The sequence below is a fragment of the Mycobacterium sp. 852002-30065_SCH5024008 genome (genome assembly GCF_001665645.1).
GTDB lineage: Bacteria > Actinomycetota > Actinomycetes > Mycobacteriales > Mycobacteriaceae > Mycobacterium > Mycobacterium paraffinicum.
In genome coordinates this window covers 1-19,766 of sequence record NZ_LZSZ01000170.1, presented here as the reverse complement: position 1 = coordinate 19,766, position 19,766 = coordinate 1, and the positions used below count along the sequence as shown (strand labels likewise).

At 67.6% G+C, this 19,766-nt stretch carries 22 protein-coding genes and 1 pseudogene; 11 read left to right on the top strand and 12 right to left on the bottom strand.

Annotation, left to right across the window (positions count from 1 at the left end):
- Nucleotides 1-21: 21 nt before the first annotated feature.
- The 3 genes from A5781_RS20665 to A5781_RS20655 all read left to right on the top strand — a co-directional run bounded on the left by A5781_RS20665 (nucleotide 22) and on the right by A5781_RS20655 (nucleotide 1,867).
- A complete protein-coding gene (locus tag A5781_RS20665; protein WP_067211006.1) occupies nucleotides 22-1,089 on the top strand; it encodes an amidohydrolase family protein in 1,068 nt (355 codons plus the stop codon).
- 79 nt (nucleotides 1,090-1,168) lie between these two features.
- Nucleotides 1,169-1,408 (top strand): hypothetical protein, encoded by a 240-nt coding sequence (locus A5781_RS20660; protein ID WP_067211003.1) that lies wholly within the window; start codon nucleotides 1,169-1,171, stop codon nucleotides 1,406-1,408.
- 66 nt (nucleotides 1,409-1,474) lie between these two features.
- Nucleotides 1,475-1,867 carry a phage holin family protein gene (locus A5781_RS20655; protein ID WP_067211000.1) on the top strand — a complete coding sequence of 131 codons (393 nt, stop codon included), beginning with the start codon at nucleotides 1,475-1,477 and terminating at the stop codon, nucleotides 1,865-1,867.
- On the opposite strand, the gene A5781_RS20650 is transcribed toward A5781_RS20655, so the two are convergent.
- The 6 genes and pseudogenes from A5781_RS20650 to A5781_RS20625 all read right to left on the bottom strand — a co-directional run bounded on the left by A5781_RS20650 (nucleotide 1,864) and on the right by A5781_RS20625 (nucleotide 5,951).
- Nucleotides 1,864-2,646, bottom strand: a complete 783-nt coding sequence (locus tag A5781_RS20650) for an enoyl-CoA hydratase/isomerase family protein (protein ID WP_067210996.1) — start codon at nucleotides 2,644-2,646, stop codon at nucleotides 1,864-1,866. The genes A5781_RS20655 and A5781_RS20650 overlap by 4 nt on opposite strands.
- The gene (locus A5781_RS20645; protein WP_067210992.1) at nucleotides 2,643-3,614 is read right to left on the bottom strand and encodes an FAD-dependent oxidoreductase; all 972 of its coding nucleotides are present in this window, start codon (nucleotides 3,612-3,614) and stop codon (nucleotides 2,643-2,645) included. Before A5781_RS20645 ends, A5781_RS20650 begins: the two co-directional genes overlap by 4 nt.
- Nucleotides 3,615-3,629: 15 nt before the next feature.
- The gene (locus tag A5781_RS20640; protein WP_197504000.1) at nucleotides 3,630-4,229 is read right to left on the bottom strand and encodes a hypothetical protein; all 600 of its coding nucleotides are present in this window, start codon (nucleotides 4,227-4,229) and stop codon (nucleotides 3,630-3,632) included.
- 105 nt (nucleotides 4,230-4,334) lie between these two features.
- Nucleotides 4,335-4,829 (bottom strand): SRPBCC family protein, encoded by a 495-nt coding sequence (locus tag A5781_RS20635; protein WP_067210988.1) that lies wholly within the window; start codon nucleotides 4,827-4,829, stop codon nucleotides 4,335-4,337.
- Nucleotides 4,829-5,457 (bottom strand): annotated as a pseudogene (locus A5781_RS20630) (nitroreductase family protein). Before A5781_RS20630 ends, A5781_RS20635 begins: the two are co-directional and overlap by 1 nt.
- Nucleotides 5,458-5,468: 11 nt before the next feature.
- Complete coding sequence (locus A5781_RS20625; protein WP_067210985.1) at nucleotides 5,469-5,951, bottom strand: carboxymuconolactone decarboxylase family protein; 483 nt, start codon at nucleotides 5,949-5,951, stop codon at nucleotides 5,469-5,471.
- A 129-nt stretch (nucleotides 5,952-6,080) separates the two neighbouring features.
- Here A5781_RS20625 and A5781_RS20620 point away from each other — a divergent pair, with 129 nt between their 5' ends.
- Genes A5781_RS20620 through A5781_RS20610 form a run of 3 tightly spaced genes read left to right on the top strand, consistent with a single transcriptional unit; the run spans nucleotide 6,081 to nucleotide 8,952 of the window.
- Nucleotides 6,081-6,770: a hypothetical protein gene (locus A5781_RS20620; RefSeq protein ID WP_231990768.1), complete on the top strand. Its 690-nt coding sequence runs from the start codon at nucleotides 6,081-6,083 to the stop codon at nucleotides 6,768-6,770.
- A 10-nt stretch (nucleotides 6,771-6,780) separates the two neighbouring features.
- A complete protein-coding gene (locus A5781_RS20615; RefSeq protein WP_067210979.1) occupies nucleotides 6,781-8,223 on the top strand; it encodes a class I adenylate-forming enzyme family protein in 1,443 nt (480 codons plus the stop codon).
- A 15-nt stretch (nucleotides 8,224-8,238) separates the two neighbouring features.
- On the top strand, nucleotides 8,239-8,952 hold the full coding sequence (locus A5781_RS20610; RefSeq protein ID WP_067210976.1) for a hypothetical protein: 714 nt from the start codon (nucleotides 8,239-8,241) through the stop codon (nucleotides 8,950-8,952).
- Here A5781_RS20610 and A5781_RS20605 read toward each other — a convergent pair.
- Both A5781_RS20605 and A5781_RS20600 read right to left on the bottom strand, forming a co-directional pair.
- The gene (locus A5781_RS20605) at nucleotides 8,938-9,912 is read right to left on the bottom strand and encodes a nitronate monooxygenase family protein (RefSeq protein WP_067210972.1); all 975 of its coding nucleotides are present in this window, start codon (nucleotides 9,910-9,912) and stop codon (nucleotides 8,938-8,940) included. The genes A5781_RS20610 and A5781_RS20605 overlap by 15 nt on opposite strands.
- A complete protein-coding gene (locus A5781_RS20600; protein ID WP_067210968.1) occupies nucleotides 9,909-10,301 on the bottom strand; it encodes a tautomerase family protein in 393 nt (130 codons plus the stop codon). The genes A5781_RS20605 and A5781_RS20600 overlap by 4 nt, the downstream gene beginning before the upstream one ends.
- 93 nt (nucleotides 10,302-10,394) lie before the next feature.
- Here A5781_RS20600 and A5781_RS20595 point away from each other — a divergent pair, with 93 nt between their 5' ends.
- A complete protein-coding gene (locus A5781_RS20595; protein WP_067210964.1) occupies nucleotides 10,395-11,264 on the top strand; it encodes a LysR family transcriptional regulator in 870 nt (289 codons plus the stop codon).
- A 30-nt stretch (nucleotides 11,265-11,294) separates the two neighbouring features.
- Here the strand turns inward: A5781_RS20595 and A5781_RS20590 are convergent, their stop codons facing one another.
- Complete coding sequence (locus A5781_RS20590; protein ID WP_067210961.1) at nucleotides 11,295-11,894, bottom strand: TetR/AcrR family transcriptional regulator; 600 nt, start codon at nucleotides 11,892-11,894, stop codon at nucleotides 11,295-11,297.
- 105 nt (nucleotides 11,895-11,999) lie between these two features.
- Here A5781_RS20590 and A5781_RS20585 point away from each other — a divergent pair, with 105 nt between their 5' ends.
- The gene (locus tag A5781_RS20585) at nucleotides 12,000-13,562 is read left to right on the top strand and encodes an NAD(P)/FAD-dependent oxidoreductase (protein ID WP_067211215.1); all 1,563 of its coding nucleotides are present in this window, start codon (nucleotides 12,000-12,002) and stop codon (nucleotides 13,560-13,562) included.
- A gap of 10 nt (nucleotides 13,563-13,572) precedes the next feature.
- Here A5781_RS20585 and A5781_RS20580 read toward each other — a convergent pair whose 3' ends face one another.
- From A5781_RS20580 to A5781_RS20570, 3 genes are all read right to left on the bottom strand, one after another.
- On the bottom strand, nucleotides 13,573-14,181 hold the full coding sequence (locus A5781_RS20580) for a YbhB/YbcL family Raf kinase inhibitor-like protein (protein ID WP_067210957.1): 609 nt from the start codon (nucleotides 14,179-14,181) through the stop codon (nucleotides 13,573-13,575).
- A 62-nt stretch (nucleotides 14,182-14,243) separates the two neighbouring features.
- A complete protein-coding gene (locus tag A5781_RS20575; protein WP_067210954.1) occupies nucleotides 14,244-14,687 on the bottom strand; it encodes an SRPBCC family protein in 444 nt (147 codons plus the stop codon).
- 35 nt (nucleotides 14,688-14,722) lie between these two features.
- On the bottom strand, nucleotides 14,723-15,727 hold the full coding sequence (locus A5781_RS20570) for a zinc-binding dehydrogenase (protein WP_067210951.1): 1,005 nt from the start codon (nucleotides 15,725-15,727) through the stop codon (nucleotides 14,723-14,725).
- A gap of 51 nt (nucleotides 15,728-15,778) precedes the next feature.
- Between A5781_RS20570 and A5781_RS20565 the strand changes: the two genes are divergently transcribed.
- The 3 genes from A5781_RS20565 to A5781_RS26365 form a co-directional block, all read left to right on the top strand.
- Nucleotides 15,779-16,495, top strand: coding sequence for an MBL fold metallo-hydrolase (locus A5781_RS20565; RefSeq protein ID WP_067210947.1), 717 nt, complete (start codon nucleotides 15,779-15,781; stop codon nucleotides 16,493-16,495).
- Nucleotides 16,496-16,707: 212 nt separating this feature from the next.
- Nucleotides 16,708-18,996: an isocitrate lyase ICL2 gene (aceA, locus tag A5781_RS20560; protein WP_067210934.1), complete on the top strand. Its 2,289-nt coding sequence runs from the start codon at nucleotides 16,708-16,710 to the stop codon at nucleotides 18,994-18,996.
- Nucleotides 18,997-19,403: 407 nt separating this feature from the next.
- Nucleotides 19,404-19,766, top strand: a 363-nt coding sequence (locus tag A5781_RS26365) for a hypothetical protein (RefSeq protein WP_231990765.1), incomplete at its 3' end; no start/stop codon positions are given.

Below are 19,766 nucleotides of genomic sequence, written 5' to 3'. Positions count from 1 at the left end.
GCGAGAGTAAGTTGCGAATACATGCGCATCATCGACGCCGACGGACACGTTGCCGAGAACCCCTCGTTGGCAATCGAAGCGATCAAACGTTGGCCGCAGCACGTCAAGCCCAGCACCGACGGGCGGCTGCGGCTGACGTTCGAAGGCCGCAACTATCCGGAGGATCAGGGCCCGGGCGCCGGGTGTCCGCCCGAGCATGGCATCAGCAAAGCGCCGGACATCAACTGCCGGTCGACCGAAGGCGTGCTGGGGGACGCCGATCGCGACCACATCGACACCATGGTGTTGTACCCCAGCCTGGGGCTGTGCGCCCCGACGCTCGAGGATCCCGAGTTCGGGGCGGGATTCTCCCGGCTCTATAACCAGTGGATCGCGGATTATTGCGCCCCGTCGGGTGGACGGCTGCGCGGCGTCGCGGTAACCCCCATCGAGCACGGCCAGGCGGCGATCGACGTCATGACCGAAGCGAAAGAGCTTGGGCTGGTGGCGACTCTGGTTCCGCCGGCGCTCAAGACGCGTAACCTCGACCACCCCGACCTGGACCCCTTTTACGCCGCCGCGGTCGACCTCGACATGCCGCTGGGCATTCACGGCGCCCCGGGCATCCATCTGCCGAAGATCGGTGTCGACCGCTTCACCAATTACATTCAGGTGCACTGCATTAGTTTCCCGTTCGATCAGATGACGGCCATGACGGCGCTGGTCTCCGGCGGGGTCTTCGAGCGCCACCCGCGGTTGCGGGTCGCCTTCCTCGAAGCGGGCGCGGGCTGGGTCCCGTTCTTCATGGATCGCCTGCACGAGCACTACGAGAAGCGCGGCGACTGGGTCGAACGCGGCTGGCGGCGCGACCCGCACGAGTACCTGTCCGCCGGCAACATCTGGGTGACGTGCGAGCCGGAGGAACCGATCCTGCCCGGGGTGATCGACGTGCTCGGCGCCGACTTCATCATGTTCGCCAGCGACTACCCCCACTGGGACGGTGAATGGCCGGAAAGCACCAAGCACCTGCGGGCCCGCCCGGATATCAGCGAAGAGGCCCGAGAAAAGATCGGCGGGCTCAACGCCCAGCGCTTCTACAACTTAAATTAAGCGGCCGCGCAATCCTCGTGGCGGTCGGCCCGATAGCCTCAGGACAAAGCCGGGGATTTTTGGAAGGCGACGATCTCAGATGAGTGACAAATGGTTCTCCGATAGCAGCGCGCCGGGTCAGTTGACCCTCGCCGATCTGTGCGACCAGATCGAGCAGAAAATGCACCTCAACGCCGACAATCAGAAAGCTCCGCAGGAGTTCCCCGATTGGCAGTCGTGTGTGGCGGATCGGGACGCGACGATCCACAAATTGAGCGCGGCCGTCGTCAACCTGTGCCAGATGGTGAAGTACCTGTCGTCGCAGCGCGGCGACGCTTAGCGAGGAATATCAGCATTCAACTCAACAGGCTGCCCTTCGCGCACGCCTGGTGAGAGGATCTTGGGCATGGGCCCTTTCCTGCTTCGCGCCGCACTGACCGGTTTCGCGCTATGGCTGGTCACAAAATTCGTCCATGGGATCACGTTCGTCGGCGGTGACACGAAGCTGGAACGGGTCGGCATCATCTTCGTCGTCGCCGTCATCTTCGGTCTGGTCAACGCGTTCATCAAGCCGATCGTCCAGTTCTTGTCGATCCCGCTGTACATCCTGACCCTGGGGCTGTTCCATGTCGTCGTCAACGCGCTGATGTTGTGGATCACCGCCCGGATCACCGAGCACACCACACATTGGGGTTTGCAGATCGATCATTTCTGGTGGACGGCGATCTGGGCCGCGATCGTGTTGTCCATCGTGAGCTGGGTGCTGTCGCTGATCATTCGGGACGTCAGCCGGCGCTAGCGGCCCTGCCACCGCGGCGGACGCTTCTCGGCAAAGGCCCGCGGCCCCTCCTTGGCGTCCTGGGTCTCGAAAATGCGGTCGCTGTGCCGGGTTTCGTTGTCGTACGCCGACGCGAGGTCGAGTGCCAGGCCCTCGACGGCCGACTGCTTGGTCGCGAACACCGCGAGCGGCGCGTTCGCCGCGATGCGCTCGGCGTAGTCGTACGCGGTATCCATCAGCCGTTCCGGCGGGACGACGCGGTTGATCAGCCCCATCGCCAGCGCGCGCTGCGCGTCCACCATGTCGGCGGTCAGCAGCAACTCCATCGCCAGCGGATAGGGCATCTGACGCGGCAACCGCACGGTGCTGCCGCCACCGGCGAAAAGGCCCCGCTTGGGTTCCATCACCGCGAATCGCGCGGCGGGCACGGCGACCCGGATGTCGGTGGAGCTCAACATTTCAAAGCCGCCCGCGACGCAAGTGCCGTTGACCGCGGCGATGATCGGCTTGTAGACGGGGAAGCGGTGCAGGACGGCGTGGATGGCGTCGTCCTTGTTCCACCCTTCGGGCTGCGGCAGGTCGCCGGTGAGTTCGGGGATGAACTTCTTGAGGTCGGCGCCGGTGCAAAAGTCTTGCGCCACACCGGTGATCACCGCCACCCAGGCGCTGGCGTCGTCGCGGAATGCCGCCCACGCGTGGGCCAGGTCGCGGAAGTGTTCCATGTCCAGCGAGTTGCGGGTTTCGGGACGGTTGATCGTGATGGTGACGATGTGGGCGTCCAACCTGTAGTCGATGCTCACCGCGCCTCCCGCTGACCGGCGAGGCGGACCACGTCGCGCGCGCAACCCCACGACAAGGTCACGCCGTTGCCGCCGTGGCCGTAGTTGTGGATGCACCGGGCACGTCCCAGCGCCTCGGCCTGCACCCGCACCGAGGGGCGGTCGGGACGCAGCCCGGTGATGATCTCCACCACCTCGGCTTCGGCGAGCCGTGGCTCGATCTGGCGGCAGCGGTGCAGGATTCGTTCGGTCACGTCGGGGTCCGGGGTGGTGTCCCTGCGGCCGGGGATGCTGATGCCGCCGCACACGACGCGCTGTGGGTGGGGGAAGTAGCAGGTCCATTCCGGCCCGCCGTTGATTTCCAGAAACAGTTGCCGCAGACCGGGATTGGTGAGTACGACGTGTTGGCCGAACAGCGGGCGCAGCGTGTCGTCGCCGGTCAGGGATCCGGCGGCCAGACCGGCGCAGTTGACTACGATCGGCGCGGCATCGGCGACCTCGGCCAGTGACCGCACCGGTTGCTCCTCGATTGCGCAGCCGGCCGCGGCGAGCCGCCGGGTCAGGTAGTCGAGATAGTGCGGCATGTCGATCATCGGCAACGTGGCGCGAAAGCCGTTGCCAAAGCCGCCCGGAAGGTCGGTGGGGTCGGCGGGGCGCAGGTCGGGGATCAACGCCGCGGCGGACGACATCGCCTCGGCCGCAGTCAGTTCACCGACCGCCATCGCGGGCGACAGTTGAACGCCCGAGTCGGCGTCGTCCGCGAGTTCGCGGAAGACCCGCAGGGAGTGCTCGGTCCAATACAGCGTGTCGCTTGCGCGCTCCGCCGGCCGTGGCGGCAGCCATACCGCGCCCGCCACCTTCGAGGTCGTGTGCTGTGGCGTGGCGGCCGTCCAGACTCGCACCGACCAGCCGGCCTCGGCCAGGCACACGGCCGACGTCAGACCGCTGACACCGGCACCGACGACGACAGCTTGTTGCGCACTGGCCACGGCCCGTGAGGACCGTCAGTTGTGGGGAGCGGGCGAGGGCGGCTGTTGCCCGCCCTGGCCGCCGCCGAGCAGGCCGTTGAGGAGGCCGAGCGTGCTCTGCACTCCCGCCGGCGGTGTAGTCGGCGGCAGGGCGGCGTCCGGGGTCAGCTGCCACGGCTGACAACCCGACGTCTTGAACGCCTTGTCGGTCGGGTCGATCTGCACCACCTGAGGCTTCTTGCTCATCGAATTGTCGATGATGTTGCCGTCCGGATTGCTCATCCGCTTCCAGTAGCAGGTGCCGTTGTCGAGGGGCCCCCCGGAGCTGTAGATGCCCGGCACGATGTCGGACCCGACGTTGTAGATGCCGTCCTTGTCGATGCTCGTCTTCGGTTCCGGTGCCGGCGAGGCGGCCGGTGAGGCCCCAGCAGACGGCGAGGGAGAGGCGGCCGGTGAGGGCGCCGACGAGGCCGCGGGAGAGGGTGCCGGTGAGGCCGACGACGGTGGCGGTCCGGGTGCGGGTCCCGTCGGGTCCGGGTCGGCACCCGCGACGCCCACCGACACTGCCCAGCCCGCAATCATCAACCCCGTGACGGCCAACCGTCCGGCCGTAAATACACCAGCCTCAAACCCCATAGCACGTCAGCGTACCGGGCTGAACAGCCAAATTCACGCAAAGCGGCATCCGCCGGCCGGCGCCCCCGGATGCGTAACCCATGGTCACGGCGCCCAACGAACCCCTTAGGGAAGCCGCCGCACGCTGCCGGCGTAGCTGAGCGCGTGCTCGTACGTATCGAGGTTGTCCCGAGAAATCTTCGCGTGCACCGGGCGTTCGAGGAAGAACCGCAGCAGCGGGTTGTAGGCGTGATAGGTCTCGTGGAAGGTCAGCACCGTGGTGCCGTCGGGCTGCTCCTCAAGCCGGTGATAACCCTCGGCCCGCGACCACAGCGGCGCGCCGACGGCCACGTAGCGTGACAGCTTGTTGGTTTCGGCCTCGGTGACGGTCTCCCACGACCGCGCCCGGCCCCCAGACAGCAGGTACTTGGGCACCGGGTAGACGCAGGTGCGGACCAGGCCCTCGCCGGCCTCGTTGCCCTCGTTGAGGATCTCCATGCTGCCGGTGGGCCATTTGAGGACTCGGGGCCGCGGCGCGCTGGGCGGCGCGGGCGGATGCAGCACCCGCCACACCTTCGCCGGCGGTGCATCGACGTGGAATCGCACGGTGTAGGACTGCATCAGCCGTCTCCCCAGCTATCCCAGAACGTCACGGTTTCCGCGGGCGGGCGCGTGGCCGGCCGGAAGTCGGTGCCGATCGTGTAGGCCACCGGGAACAGCGCGGCCTGCGTCACCGTGTCCGGGATACCGAGCAATTGGGCCACTTCCCGTTCCTTGGCCAGATGCATCGTCGTCCACACCGATCCCAGCCCCCGCGACCGCAGGGCGAGCAGGAAACTCCAGCCGGCCGGGATGATCGACGCCCAGGCCGACGCGGCGGTCAGCAGAGTCGAATTGTCGATGCGGTTCGCCAGGCACGGGATCACGTGCACGGGGACCTTACCCAGCGTGTCGGTCAGGGCCAGCGCGCCGGCGTACACGCGCTGGTCTGCGGATCGGACGCCTGCTTGGTCGCGTAAGCAAGGTATTCGGCGCCGATGCTGCGATAGATCTCGCCGATAGCGGCGCGCTTGTCGGCGTCGGTGATCACCAGCCAGCGCCAGTCCTGCGCGTTGCTCGCCGTGGGCGCCTGCATCGCCAGCCGGATGCACTCGAGGATCACCTCGCGGCCGACCGGCCGGTCCAAGTCGAGGCGCTTTCGCACCGACCGCGTCGTCGTCAGTAATTCGTCGACGGTCGCCAGGTCCATTCGGTTCCTTACTAGAGATCGATTGCGCAGGACTGGTCGACGCCCAGCACGGTCAACGAGCGTCCCAGGCCCAGAAATACCGCGACGCAGAGGGTGAGATCGAGGATCTCGGGGTCGGAGAACGACTCGCGCAGCCGCCCGAAGAAGGCGTCGTCCAGCGAGGCATGGTCGGTGGCGAAGCGCTCGGCGTACTCGATGGCAAGCCGTTGGCGGGGTGTGTAGCCCGGGTAGCTGGCATACGCCGCGACGTTGTCGTAAAGCTCCGGCGTGACGCCGGCGTCCAGCACCGACTGGGCCCGAAAGCCCGAGCAGGCCACGCAGTCGTTGATCTGGGCGATGCGCATCCTGGCCAGCTCGCGCTCGTCGGCCGGCAGAACGCTCTGTTGGTATGCGCCGCGGATCATCCGCTCGACCATGTCGCCGAGTTGCGGCCGCAGCGTCCAGATCATGGCGGCTTCGCCGCCGGGGCCATCCGGCACGTTGAGACGGGCCATCGGCGACTCCTGCCCGGTGAGTTAATTACTGAGTCGAGCAAACCAGTTCGCAACTCGGCTGTCCAGGGCGCGATCGCAGACCTGTAGACCCGGGAACGCGTTCGGGGTTACCGTCTCGACGTGCTGTTCATGCACGAGGTGCACAAGGTGCGCGGCCGCTGCGAAGACGATTTCGAGGCCGCGTTCCGGCAGGGCTGGATGCCCATGCTCGCCGCCGGTGACGACGCCCGGTTGCTCTGGTACGCCGACCACGCCCAGGGCAGCGGACCGTCCTACACCGTCGTGACCGTCACCGCCGTTCGGGACGGGGCGGCGTGGGAGCGCCTTGCGCTCCGGGTGCAACAGGGTGATTTGCAGGCGTGGATGCGCGAGCTGGACGACCTGCGCTACGACGTCGAGGCCAAACTGCTGGCGCCACTGCCGTGGTCGCCACTGCAGGAAATCACGTCGCAGGAGGTGCCGGTCGACGGCCGGGAGCACGAACTCACCCTTTACATGGAAGACACCATGTGGCCGTATCCGGATAAGTTCGAGGAATACATCGCTCGCAGCGGCGACGTGTATGCCCAGAGCCTTCAGCGGCCGTCGTCAATGCTGGTGATCCAGGCGGCTTTTCAGCCCGCGCTGGGCAGCCACCTGCACCGGGAGGTCGTCCTGATGCAGCGCATTCAGCGGCCCGACCAGCTGCTCGGGCTGCTCCAGACCCGGATTCCCGCCGAATACCGCGCCCCGGGCACCTGGATGCACGATGCCCTCGACCTGCGCGACCAGTGGACCAGCCGGCTGCTGCGCACCTCCGCATGGTCACCCTTCTACTGAGCCGCGCACGATGACTATCGCAACGATGCTCGAGGCCGCCGCCAATGGCAATCCCGCCCGCATTGCGCTCATCGTCGATGGGCATTCGATCGGCTACGGCGAGCTGGCGACCACCGTGGACCGGTGCGCCGCCGGCCTGGCCGAACGCGGCGTAGCCGCCGGCCAGCGCGTCGCCGTCGTCGACGGCGGAAGCGTGCTCTCGATCGCGACGGTGTTGGGGGCGGCCCGCATCGGTGCCGCGGCGGCGCTGATGAACCCTGCGCTGACCCCGTCCGAACTCCACAGGCTTTTGACGAGCGCGGGCTGTGCCGAGGTGGCCGTCGCGGGGGAGCCGTACGCCGACCGGCTCCGCGAGGCCGGTGCGCCGGCGGTGGTCACGGGCAGCGATCTGTTGGAGGGCGCCGGCGGGTCAGCGCCGCCGTCCGGCGACGACGCTGGCCGCGACGCCTTGGTCTTGTTCACCAGCGGGACAACGGGACTCCCGAAGGCCGTCGGCATCAGCGGCCGGCAGCTGACAAGGCGGATCAAGGGGATGGCGGCACCGTTCCGGGCCGACGCCAGACCCTCGGTTGGGATGATGTGCGTCCCGTTCTTCCATGTCGGGGGCGCGCTGGGCACGCTCGGCAGTTTGTACTCGGGCAACACGTCGGTGGTACAGCGGCGATTTGACGCGGGCGAGTGGTTGCGCCTGGTGTCCGAGCATCGGGTGAGCACCACGTTCCTGGTTCCCGCGATGCTGCAGCGCATCCTCGACCATCCCGACTTCGCCGCCGCCGACTTGTCGTCTCTGGTCGCCGTCGCCTACGGCGCCGCCGCCGCACCCATCAGTTTGGTGCGCCGGGCGATGGACGCCCTCCCACATGTGGCGTTCGCCAACGTATTCGGGCAGACGGAGACCCTCGGCGCCTACACGACGCTGCTGCCCGCGGATCACCGCGATCCGGCCCGCGCGGGATCGGTCGGCCGGCCGCTGCCCGGTGTCGACGTGCGAGTGGTGGACCCCGAGACGGGAGAGGACGTCGAGCCGGGAACGGTCGGCGAGTTGTGGGTGAACACCGCCCAGAACGTCACCGAAGGTTGGCTGCGCACCGGTGACCTCGCCCGCCAAGACCCCGACGGCTACCTCTTCCCGAGCGGACGGCTCAGCGACACCATCAACCGTGGCGGCGAGAAGTTCGGGCCGATCGAGGTGGAGGAAGCGCTTCGTTCGCACCCCGCGGTGCGCGATGTCGCGGTCGCCGGAATCCCCGACGAGGAGCTCGGCCAGCGAGTGGGGGCGGCCGTGATGGCGTGCGCGCCAGTGACTCTCGAACAGCTGCGAGCACACTGTCGCGAGTTGATCGCCTACTTCAAGCTGCCCGAGCGGCTGGCGATCGTCGAGCACATCCCCTACAGCTCGACCGGCAAGGTGAACCGCCGCGAGCTCGCCGCGCTGATCGCCAAAGACGCTTGACGGCAAGGAGTTCCGATGCTGTTCCTACACGAGACCCACAAAGTGGTCGGCGCGCGGCAGGACGAATTCGAGGCCGCTTACCGCGAGGGCTGGATGCCGATGCTCGCCGCCGGTGACGACGCCCGGCTGCTCTGGTACACCAATCACGCCCACGGTTCGGGGCTGTCCTACAACGTGGTCACCATCACCGGCATCGTCGACGGTGCGGCCTGGGAAAGGCTGGCTCGCCGAGCCCAACGCGGCGACCTCCAGCCGTGGATGCGTGAAATGGACAACCTGCGCCACGAGGTGACGGGCAAGCTGCTGTTGCCGGTTGCCTGGTCACCGCTGCAGACCGTCGACCTGGCGACGGTGCCCACCGACGGTGCGACCCACCCCCTGAGCCTGTTCATGGAAGACACCGGCTGGCCCGACGCCGCGCTCGATGACTACATCCGGATGTGGGACGAGATCTATTACCGGCTGCTGTCCAAAGCCCCAAAAGAGATGCGGATCCTCGATATTCAAGCGTGCTTTCAGGTCGCCCACGGTAGTCACCGCCGACGAGAAGCGATGCTGTGGCAGAAGATTGAGAACTTCAACAACTATGCAGCGCTCGTCCACCTGCTGACAACCGAGACTGCCCCAGAGCACCGGAAGCCCGGCAGCTATATGGTCGAGGCGCTGAAATACCGCGACCAGTGGGAAAGCCGCCTGCTGCGCACATCGGACTGGTCACCCCTGTACTGAATCCTTATTGAGGATTCGCGCCGCGTCGCGGACCATGTCGTGCACGATGTCAGCGGCCGGCCGGACATCGTTAATGAGTCCCACGCCCTCGCCGACGAGTACGGCGGCTGTGTCGAAATCCTCAGCAAAGACAGCCTTTTCGTAGTCGGCCACGACTTCGGGCAGCTCCACCGCCAGCTGGTCCTCGTTGCCATGCCACCTGTCGAGAAAGGCGTTGCCCAGCGCTCGGGCGTTGTATCCGGCCGGCCAATCCAGCCGCCGCACAAGGTCGTAGGCGCGCGTGCGAACGGTGTCGTCGCCGGTGGCCGAGAGCGCCCGCCCGTGCGCGCGGGGGGACACCAACGCCTCCGGGGACGCCCAGAACCTGGTGCCCACGAGCGCGCCGTCGGCGCCGAGCGCCAGCGCGGCGGCCAGGCCGCGCCCGTCGGTCACCCCGCCCGCGGCCAGCACGAGCGTGTCCGGTGCGCGGGCGGCGGCGAGGTCGACGACGTCGGGCACCAGCGTGAAGGTGGACCGGACGGTCATGCCGTGGCCGCCGGCCTCCCCGCCCTGCGCCACCACGACGTCGGCGCCGGCGTCCAGGGCCTGGCGCACGTGGTCGAGCGTCTGCGCCTGCGCGATGACGGGCACGCCGGCGGCGCGAATGCGGTCGGTGAACGGCCGCAGGTCACCGAAGGACAGCATGATCGCGGCGGGCCGCCGGGCCAGGGCCTCGTCGAGCAGCTCGGGTTGGCGGGCCAGGCTCCAGGTGATGAATCCGCACCCGACGTTCGCCCCGTCGGCCAGGTCGAATTCGCGCCGCAGCCATTCCGCGTCGCCGTAGCCGCCGCCGATCAGGCCCAGGCCGCCGGCCGACGTCACCGCCGCCGCCAGCCGGCCCCCGGAGATCATCGCCATCGGGGCGAGCACGACGGGGTGTTGGATGCCGAAGAATTCCGTGAGCCGCGTGTCGAGGCTCACGTCAGCTCCCCGGTGAGAAACTGTGCCCGGCCGTGGCCGAAAGACCAATCCTCGTCGCCATTTTCGGTGATCGAGACGATCAGGTCGGCCGGGTCGAGGCCGCACCGCTCGGCCAGGTTGGTCGCCAGCAGCTCGTAGAATTTCTCTTTCATCGCCCGCGTGCGCCGCCGGCTCACCACGTTGATGATCACCTGGTGCGACGAGCGGCTGATGCCGAGACCGGTATCCCAAGCGACGATTTCGTGGGCGGGATGGGTGCGCACCACCTGATAGCGGTCGCGCGGCGGCACCCCGAACGCTTCGACGACGGACTCGTGAGCCGCGTCGAGCAAGGCCCCGACCTCCGACGGCGTGCGGCCCTCGATGAGGTCGATGTAAAGCAGCGGCATTTCGTCTCCTCTGTCTATGTCCTTGGCTATGACGTTAGGTCCGTCGAGATGGCCTGTGAAATGCCTGCTGTAATCGATCTATGCTTGTCAGGCATGGGCGCATTCGCGAGCGGTCGAATCGAGTTGCGCCACCTCCGGGCGTTCGAGGCGGTGGCGCGACTGCAGTCGTTCACGCGGGCCGCCGACGAACTTCGCATCACCCAACCGGCGCTCAGCCGCACCATTCGCCAACTGGAAGATGCGCTCGGCGTGACGCTGGTGGACCGCACCTCGCGGCACGTCGAGACCACCCAGGCCGGACGGACTTTCCTCGACCACGTCGAACGGGTCCTCGCCGAGCTCGAACGGGCGTTCGGCGCCGTACGCCGGCAGGCAAGCATCGGCCTCGGATTCAGCTGGCTGCTGCCCGACCCGTGGGCGCAGGACACCGTCGCCCGCTTCGAGCGGGCCACCGGGACCACGGTCAGGCTGGTCCGCACCGACGATCCGCTGAGCGCCGTCCAGCAGGGCAGGGTCGACGTCGCCGTCGTCCGCGGCCAGGTGACGGCTACCCAGGTGCGGGTGGTGCACCTGTTCGACGAGTCCCGTGTGGCCGTGTGTTCGGTCCACTCGCAGCTGGCGACCAGATCGGAGCTGGACTGGGCTGAGGTCCCGCAGTGGCCGCTGGTCGTCAACACCGCCAGCGGGACCACCGGGCCATGGTCGTGGCCGGCGGGCGAGGGACCGAAAACGGTCGTTGAGACAACCAATTTCGACGAGTGGCTCGAATCCGTCGCGGCCGATCGCGGGATCGGTGTGATCCCCGACGTCGCGGTACGGCGCAACATCCACCCCGGCGTCCGGTTCGTCGCGCTGCGCGGAGCCCCCACGAGCCCGGTCTCGATAGCGTTCCTGCCGCGCGCCCGCAACGCCGTGCTGCGCCGCTTCGTCGAGACGGCCGTCCAGAGCGCGCAGAACGTTTGAGTGAGCGCTCAGCGCGGGAAGCCCAACGGATCAGGCGAGCGGCGCAAAACCCGAGCGCAGCAGCTCCAGGCTGGACGCGACGAGTTCGCCGAGGTCGCCCCTGCAGCCGTTGCGGCCCCAATTCTCCACCGCCACAACGAGCGCAGCGGCCAGGGCGGAACCGGTCACCTCGGCGAGCAGATCGACGTTCGCCACGCCCGGGTTTCGATCCCTGACGAAATCGGTCAGCACCTGGGCGAACGACGACTGCACGACGCGCAGATGGCTCGCGATGCGCTCCGCGCTGATCAACTCCGTGCGGGCCGTCGCGGCCTGGCGGACCACTTCGAGGTCGTGCGGGAAGGCCGCGACGCTCGCCAGCACCGCATCGAACAGCGACTCGGACGCGGGACGGTCGGCGAGCGCCTCGGCCAGCCATGCCAGCTGCGTCTCGTAATCCTGGAAGAGCACCGCCTCCTTGGTGGGGAAGTGGCGAAAGAAAGTCCGTTCGGTTACGCCGGCCTCCCGGGCCAGCTCGGTCACGGTTACGTTGGTAAACCCTTTGCTTGCAAAGCTTTTCAATGCCGCTTGGCGCAGCGCCTCGTGCGTCGATCGTCGGCGTAGCTCATGACGGTTCGTCGGCGCGTTCATCCCCCCGGAATGGTATCCCAGCCGGCCGAAATTTGTCAGAACTGACATCTTCCTATCATGTCAGTACTGACATATCCTTGTCACGCACCAATGAGGGAGGACGCCATGTCGGACTACGACGCGATCGTCGTGGGCGCGGGCCACAACGGACTTACCGCGGCCGCGGTACTGCAGCGCGCGGGCCTGCGGACGCTGTGCCTGGAAGGCAACACCTATGCGGGAGGCATGGCGGCGACCGTCGAACTGATCGACGGCTTCCGGTACGAGATCGCCGGCTCCGTCCAATTCCCGACGGCGAGCCAGATCACCAAGGATCTCGGGCTGGACACCCTGCCCACGGTGGAGCCGGAGGTGATGTCGACCAACATCGGCGATCACGGCGAGGAGCCGATGATCTTCTACCGCGACCCGATGCAACTGATGACGCACCTGGGCTCCAAGCACGGCATCGAGGCCGTCACCGGCATGGCCGAACTGATCGGCTGGAGCCAGGGACCCGCAAAGGCACTGGGCCGCTTCGACGTTCGCACACCACCCAAAACCCTCGACGAGATGTACGCGTGCGCGGCAAACGACGCGGAACGACGCGCGATTCACGAGATGTTGTTCGGGTCGGCGATGGACGTCATCGACCGCTACCTGCCCGACAAAGACAAGCACGCGGTCATGCGGGGGATGCTCGCGTTCCTGGCCGTCAACTCCACCTACCGCGGCCCCTACACGCCGGGCAGTGCCACCTGCCTGGCATTCGCTCTGGCGGTGCCGGACGACAGCACGGCGATGATGACCAAACTCAAGGGCGGCATCGGTGCGCTCACCGAACACCTGCGTGAGCTCTTCGTCTCCCACGGCGGTGAAATCCGCTTCCGCAGCAAGGTGGAGGAAATCCTCGTCGACCACGGCGCCGTGACCGGGGTGCGGTTGCGCGACGGCTCGACGATCACCGCGCCGATCGTGGTCTCCAACCTCGCGCCGGACGTCACGCTCACCGAGCTGATCGCCCCCGAACACGTGCCGGGGGAGCTGATCTCACGTCTTTCCGGCCGAGACCACCGCGCGTCGTTCGTGCAGATCCACTTCGCCCTCGACGGGCTGCCCGAATTCGCCCCGCCCTATGAGTTTTTGAACGAGGAAGGCATGCAGCAGTCGGTCGGGATTTTCGGGGCGCCGGAGGAACAACAGCTGAACTGGGAGAACTGCCGTCGGGGTGTGGTGCCGGACAACCCGTCGATGGGGATGCAGATTCCGTCCGTGCACGATCCGGGCATGGCGCCGCCCGGTAAGCACGCCGCGAGCGCCTACGCGTACGCCTTCCCGGTCGAAGTCGACCGCCAGGACCATGGACAACTCAAAAATGTTATGGCACAGCGTGTTATCAACAAGATCAGCCGGTTGGCCCCGAATTTCAAGGACATCGTGATCCGCCACATCACGTTTGCGCCCTACCACATGAACACGATGTTCGGTGCGCCCGCGGGCGACTTCTGCCACGGGCTGCTGCATCCGGACTTGATGGGCCCGAACAGGCCCGGCCCCAAGGGATTCCTCGACTTTCCGATTCCCATCGAAGGGCTCTACCTCGGCGGTGCGGGATGCCACGGCGGGCCCGGCATCACGTTCACACCCGGCTATAACGCCGGCTATCAGGCGCTCGACGATATGGCCTGAAAGGGCGGCCTCAGCCTCCGAAGGTCCCCGTCAGCCGCGCCTGCGCGGTCGCGGCGCCGCCAATCGCCTGCTCCGCCTGGACACCGGCGAGCCCGTCGGGCAGCTGATAGTCGTTGGGAAGCTGGTAGAGGGTGAACCGGTAATGGTGCGTGCCGGTTCCCGCCGGCGGGCAGGGGCCTTTGTACGCGGGCTCGCCGGCGGTATTCGGCAGGGTGGTCGCGCCGGCCGGCGTCTGACCGTCGGCGGTGCTGCCGGAACCGGGGCCGATTCCGACCACCACCCAGTGCACATAGAGGCCGTTGACGGCGTCCGGGTCGTCGACCACGAGTGCGGCCCCCAACGGGGCCGACCACGTCAGCGGCGGGGCCATGTTCGCCCCCTTGCACGTGTACTGCACGGGGATCGGCGCACCGTCGCGGAACGCCGGACTGCTGATGGTCAACGGTCCGTCGGCGGGGGCGGCCGGGACGGTCCGCCCCAGGGTCGTGACCTTCGGCGTCGACGGCGCCGTCACCCGGGTGTCACCGTGGCCGCCGCAGCCGGCCACCGCGCCGAGGACCGCCAACGCACCGGCGAGAGATGCGACCCGTCGAAAGTTGCTCACGGGTTTCGGTTCCATATGAACAGTGTCGCTCGCGCGGCGCCCATCCGGAAGCGCCCGATTCGGCGGCCTGGGTGCCGCTAGTTGCCGCCCTTGCGCTCCAGTACCCGTTTACGCAATCCCTTGGTGGCCGTGTCCATCAGGCTCTTGGACCCACGCTTGATCAAAAACCCGGGCACCGGCATCAACAGGTCCACGGTGAGATCGAAGTTCACCCGGGTGGAGTCTCCGTCGGGCGTCAGCGTGTAGCGACCGTCTTGCGCGCGTTGCTGTTTGGCGCTGACCAGAGTCCAGCTGACGCCGTCGTCGTGAACGGTGTACGCCAACTCCTGCTCGTCGCTGACACCGACAAGTTTGACCACTTGCTTCGATCTGGTGGGGTGGCCCTGATCGTCCCGCTCGAGAACCTCCACCTTCTGATGAACCGAGGACCACTCGGGCAGCGATTCGATGTCGAACAGCACATCCATTATCTGATCCGGTGTCGCCTCGATGACGACCTCGCGGGATTCGGTGACAGCCATGGGAGATAGATAACCACTGCAGCGCCGCTAAAAACTCACGGCACCAGGACTACCTTGCCGACGTTCTCCCGGGCCGCCAGGATGCGGTGCGCCTCCGGCGCGTCGGCGAACGGCACCGCCGCATGGACGACGGGAGCGATCGTTCCGTCCGCGAGCGCCTGGGCCAGCGGAGTGATCCACGGCTCGAGGGTGCCGCGGTCGTCCCACAGCCGCAGCATGTTGAGGCCGATCACCGCCTTGGACTCCGAGAGTTGGTCGATCAGGTTGAACCCGCGCAGCATCGCCAACGCGTGCGGGGCGGCCGCCCGCAGCGAGCGCTTCTCACCATGCTGCAGGTTCGACACCCCGTACCCGACCAGCCGTCCACCCGGCCGCAACAGCGCGTAGGACCGCCGCAGCGACGTGCCACCCAGCGCGTCGAGCACCACGTCGTACGGATCCAGGCCACGCCACCAACCGTCACGGCGGTAGTCGATCGCCCGGTCCACCCCCAGTTCGGCCAGCTTCTCGTGTTTCGCCGGCGACGCGGTGCCATGCACCTCGGCCCCGGCGGCCTTCGCGAACTGGATGGCCGCGATACCGACCCCGCCGGCCGCGGCGTGCACCAACACCCTTTCCCCGGTGCGCAGCGATCCGTACCCGTGCAGCGCGGCCCACGCGGTGGCGTAATTGACCGGAACGGCGGCGCCCTCTTCGAAGCTCATTGCGGCCGGCAGCGGCACTGAGTCGCTCGCGGCCACGTTGACGATCTCGGCATAGCCGCCGAAGCGGGTACCCGCCAGCACCCGCTCGCCGACGCGGCCGCGATCGACACCGTCGCCGACGGCCTCGACGGTCCCGGCGACTTCGTAGCCGACGACCGCCGGGAGCTTCGGCGCATCCGGATACATGCCGACGCGGGCGAGGTGATCGGCGAAGTTCACGCCCGCCGCGCGCACCGCCACCCGGAGCTGCCCCGGACCCGGCGGCGGGGGATCGGGCCGCTGCTGGACCCGCAGGACCGACGGACCGCCACGCTTGGTGATGACGACTGCGCGCATCTAGAGATTCCTCCCCGGCCGCTCAGGCCCGGTTGACGCTACCTTGCTCGTGTGCATCTCGCTTGGGAACGGTTGACCGCCAGCGTGCATCGCTGCCGGCTGCCGTTCTGCGATGTCACGGTCGGACTCGTGTGGGGCCGCACCGGGGTACTGCTGGTCGACACCGGCACGACGCTCGCCGAGGCGGCCGCAATCGACGCAGGCGTGCGACGGCTCGCCGGCCGCCCGGTCAGCGCTATCGTCCTGACCCACAAGCACTTTGACCACGTTCTGGGTTCTTCGGCGTTTGCGGACGCGGACATCTACTGCGCGCCCGAGGTGGTCGAATGCCTGTCCTCGGGGACCGACCGGATGCGCGACGACGCGTTGCACCACGGCGCCGACCCCGCGGAGATAGACCAAGCGATCGCCGCCTTGCGACCCCCGCGGCGCGGAGTCTTCGACGCCACCATCGACCTCGGCGACCGCACCGTGACGATCGCCCACCTCGGACGTGGCCACACCACCTCGGATCTGGTGGTGGTCGCCCCCGGGAGGGCCGACGACCCGGTCGTCGTGTTCACCGGCGACCTTGTCGAGGAGTCCGCCGATCCCTCGATCGACGCCGACTCGGACGTGGCCGCCTGGCCGGCCACCCTCGAGCGGCTGCTCGCGGTCGGCGGGGCGGACGCGGTCTACGTGCCGGGCCACGGAAGGGTCGTCGACGCGGGGTTCGTCCGTCGCCAGCGGGAGTGGTTGGCCCGGCGCGCGCCCGGCGGTCCCGGCTGAGCCGGGTCTTGCGCGCGAAAAGTGTTGCGCCGCAAGCGGTGCACACCGCGACCGCCCGCCTGGTGGCCCGCGGCCGTGCCGCGCCGTCGCCGGGTTGCGGATACAGGCGTCCGGCAACAGTTTTGGCATGGGTCTTTCGGCCCCTGATTGAAAGGTCATCTCCGGGGATAGACTCCGTCCAGGGGAATCGTGCCGAAGAGGAGCGTAAGGCCATGGCCATCATTGACTCGGACACCGAAGTCCGGACATCGTTCGAAGACGACATCGCCGCCACGCAGCGGTACATGGACGACCAACGCTTCGCCGGCATCACGCGCCTCTACACGGCCCGCCAGGTGGTCGAGCAGCGCGGCACCATCCCGACCGACTACCCGGTGGCACGGAACGCGGCCGCCGCCTTCTACGACCGGCTGCGCGAGCTGTTCGCCGCGAAGAAGAGCATTACGACATTCGGCCCCTACTCGCCCGGCCAGGCGGTGGCCATGAAGCGGATGGGCATCGAGGGCATCTACCTCGGCGGCTGGGCGACCTCGGCCAAGGGCTCCACCACCGAGGACCCCGGTCCCGACCTCGCCAGCTATCCCCTCAGCCAGGTGCCCGACGACGCGGCGGTGCTGGTGCGCGCCCTGCTCACCGCCGACCGCAACCAGCAGTACCAGCGCCTGAACATGACCGAACGACAGCGCGCCACCACACCCGCGTACGACTACCGGCCGTTCATCATCGCCGACGCGGACACCGGCCACGGCGGTGACCCGCACGTGCGCAACCTGATCCGCCGCTTCGCCGAGGTCGGCGTGGCCGGTTACCACATCGAAGACCAGCGCCCGGGCACCAAGAAATGCGGCCACCAGGGCGGCAAGGTGCTGGTGCCGTCGGACGAACAGATCAAGCGGCTCAACGCGGCCCGGTTCCAACTCGACGTCATGAAGGTGCCCGGCATCATCGTCGCCCGCACCGACGCCGAGGCGGCCAACCTCATCGACAGCCGCGCCGACGAGCGCGACCAGCCGTTCCTGCTCGGCGCGACCAACCTCAACATCCCTTCGTACAAGGCATGTTTCCTGGCGCTGGTCCGGCGCTTCTACGAGCTCGGGGTCAAGGAGCTCAACGGCCACCTGCTCTACGCCCTCGCCGACTCCGAGTACGCCGCCGCCAGCGCCTGGCTCGAGCGCCAGGGCATCCAGGGCTTGATCTCCGAGGCCGTGAACGCCCTGCGGGAGGACGGACACGGCTCGATCGATGACCTCTTCGACCAGGTCGAGTCGCGATTCGTGGCGGCGTGGGAGGACGACGCCGGGCTGATGACCTACAGCGAGGCCGTCGCGGAGGTGCTCTCGTTCGGCGAGACCGAAGACGAGTCGCCGAGCATGACCCCCGACGAGTGGCGCGAGTTCGCCGCGCGCGCATCGCTTTACGCCGCGCGGGAGAAGGCGAAGGAACTGGGCGTCGATCCGCCATGGGAGCCGGAGTTGTCGAAGACGCCGGAGGGCTACTACCAGATCCGCGGCGGCATTCCGTACGCCATCGCCAAGTCGCTCGCGGCCGCGCCGTTCGCCGACATCCTCTGGATGGAGACGAAGACCGCCGATCTCGCCGACGCCCGTCAGTTCGCCGACGCCATCCACGCCGAATTCCCGGAGCAGATGCTGGCCTACAACCTCTCGCCGTCCTTCAACTGGGACACCACCGGGATGACCGACGAGGAGATGAAGCGCTTCCCCGAGGAGCTCGGCAAGATGGGCTTCGTCTTCAACTTCATCACCTACGGCGGCCACCAGATCGACGGTGTCGCCGCCGAGGAGTTCGCCACGTCGCTGCAGCAGGACGGCATGCTGGCGCTGGCTCGGCTGCAGCGCAAGATGCGCCTGGTCGAGTCGCCTTACCGGACCCCGCAGACCCTGGTCGGCGGACCACGCAGCGACGCGGCGCTGCAGGCATCGTCCGGGCGTACGGCGACCACCAAGGCGATGGGCAAGGGCTCGACCCAGCATCAGCACCTCGCGCAGACCGAGGTGCCCAAGAAGCTGCTGGAGGAGTGGCTGGCGCTGTGGAGCGAGAACTACCAGCTCGGCGAAAAGCTGCGGGTGACCCTGCGGCCCCGCCGCGCCGGTTCGGACGTTCTCGAGCTCGGCATCTACGGCAACGGGAACGAGCAGCTGGCCAATGTCGTCGTCGATCCCATCAAGGACCGGCACGGCCGCAGCATCCTGCAGGTGCGTGACCAGAACACCTTCGCCGAGAAGCTGCGCCAGAAGCGCCTGATGACGCTGATTCACCTCTGGCTGGTGCACCGGTTCAAGGCCGACGCGGTTTACTACGTGACGCCGACCGAGGACAACCTCTATCAGACCGAGAAGATGAAGTCCCACGGGATCTTCAGCGAGGTCTACCAGGAGGTCGGCGAGATCATCGTCGCCGAGGTGAACAAGCCGCGCATCGCCGAGCTGCTGACTCCCGACCGGGTGGCGCTGCGCAAGTTGATCACCAAGGAAGCCTAGGGAGCGGACGCCGTTCGCTCAGGTGGGCGCAGGTCTGACTGCGGCTGCTGATGCGGCTCACGGCGGCGTGTCACGACGCGGATGCGGTATCCAATTTACGAATAAGAAAATTTCTTATTACTGATGCAGCAAATTCCCGCATAGCAACAGTTGTCCGAGGATACGATTTGGCTCGCCGATGGCCCATTAGCCCGAGATGGGCCATCGGCTCCCACGCACTCGCTTCCGTTGCGATTTTCGCCTGGCGCCAGCCGCGCCCGCCACTTGTACCGATGGCCCATCCCGGTGGATGGGCCATCGCCGTTTCCGGGCAGAAGTCCCGCATCGAATCCCGTTTGCACGGGCGCGTGCCGGGGTAAGGAGAAATGGACCAGTTGCCGTGGCGCAAGTGGGGATTGGGGACTTCGATGAGATCTGCAGCCAGGACTTCGGTCGCGCTCTTCGGCGGTGCGGCCATGCTCGTGTTCGCGGTCGGGTGCGGCGGCGGCAATAAAGGGCCGAGCAGCAGCAGCACCACCCCGACGACCACGCCGTCGTCCAGCGTGGCTCCGTCCACACCTGGCGGCGGCGGCACCGCTCCGGGCGGCCCCACAGGCGGTGGCGGCCCCGGCGGTGGTGGCGGCGGCGTCCCCGGCGGGCCGACCGGTGGCGGTGGCCCGGGCGGCGGTGGCGGCGGCGTCCCCGGCGGCCCCACGGGCTGTCTCTTATACACATCTGACGCTGCCCGCGATCGCATAAGAGTACAACTACTTGCTCAACGTATCATTAAA

What these genes read in the sequence shown, in the direction of transcription:
- A5781_RS20590 (WP_067210961.1), bottom strand. Translation starts at nt 11,894, where the DNA reads ATGAACGCGCCGACGAACCGTCATGAGCTACGCCGACGATCGACGCAC.
- A5781_RS20595 (WP_067210964.1), top strand. Translation starts at nt 10,395, where the DNA reads ATGGGCGCATTCGCGAGCGGTCGAATCGAGTTGCGCCACCTCCGGGCG.
- A5781_RS20570 (WP_067210951.1), bottom strand. Translation starts at nt 15,727, where the DNA reads ATGCGCGCAGTCGTCATCACCAAGCGTGGCGGTCCGTCGGTCCTGCGG.
- A5781_RS20620 (WP_231990768.1), top strand. Translation starts at nt 6,081, where the DNA reads ATGCACGAGGTGCACAAGGTGCGCGGCCGCTGCGAAGACGATTTCGAG.
- A5781_RS20580 (WP_067210957.1), bottom strand. Translation starts at nt 14,181, where the DNA reads ATGGAACCGAAACCCGTGAGCAACTTTCGACGGGTCGCATCTCTCGCC.
- A5781_RS20600 (WP_067210968.1), bottom strand. Translation starts at nt 10,301, where the DNA reads ATGCCGCTGCTTTACATCGACCTCATCGAGGGCCGCACGCCGTCGGAG.
- A5781_RS20640 (WP_197504000.1), bottom strand. Translation starts at nt 4,229, where the DNA reads ATGGGGTTTGAGGCTGGTGTATTTACGGCCGGACGGTTGGCCGTCACG.
- A5781_RS20635 (WP_067210988.1), bottom strand. Translation starts at nt 4,829, where the DNA reads ATGCAGTCCTACACCGTGCGATTCCACGTCGATGCACCGCCGGCGAAG.
- A5781_RS20575 (WP_067210954.1), bottom strand. Translation starts at nt 14,687, where the DNA reads ATGGCTGTCACCGAATCCCGCGAGGTCGTCATCGAGGCGACACCGGAT.
- A5781_RS20610 (WP_067210976.1), top strand. Translation starts at nt 8,239, where the DNA reads ATGCTGTTCCTACACGAGACCCACAAAGTGGTCGGCGCGCGGCAGGAC.
- A5781_RS20615 (WP_067210979.1), top strand. Translation starts at nt 6,781, where the DNA reads ATGACTATCGCAACGATGCTCGAGGCCGCCGCCAATGGCAATCCCGCC.
- A5781_RS20665 (WP_067211006.1), top strand. Translation starts at nt 22, where the DNA reads ATGCGCATCATCGACGCCGACGGACACGTTGCCGAGAACCCCTCGTTG.
- aceA (WP_067210934.1), top strand. Translation starts at nt 16,708, where the DNA reads ATGGCCATCATTGACTCGGACACCGAAGTCCGGACATCGTTCGAAGAC.
- A5781_RS20655 (WP_067211000.1), top strand. Translation starts at nt 1,475, where the DNA reads ATGGGCCCTTTCCTGCTTCGCGCCGCACTGACCGGTTTCGCGCTATGG.
- A5781_RS20585 (WP_067211215.1), top strand. Translation starts at nt 12,000, where the DNA reads ATGTCGGACTACGACGCGATCGTCGTGGGCGCGGGCCACAACGGACTT.
- A5781_RS20625 (WP_067210985.1), bottom strand. Translation starts at nt 5,951, where the DNA reads ATGGCCCGTCTCAACGTGCCGGATGGCCCCGGCGGCGAAGCCGCCATG.
- A5781_RS20660 (WP_067211003.1), top strand. Translation starts at nt 1,169, where the DNA reads ATGAGTGACAAATGGTTCTCCGATAGCAGCGCGCCGGGTCAGTTGACC.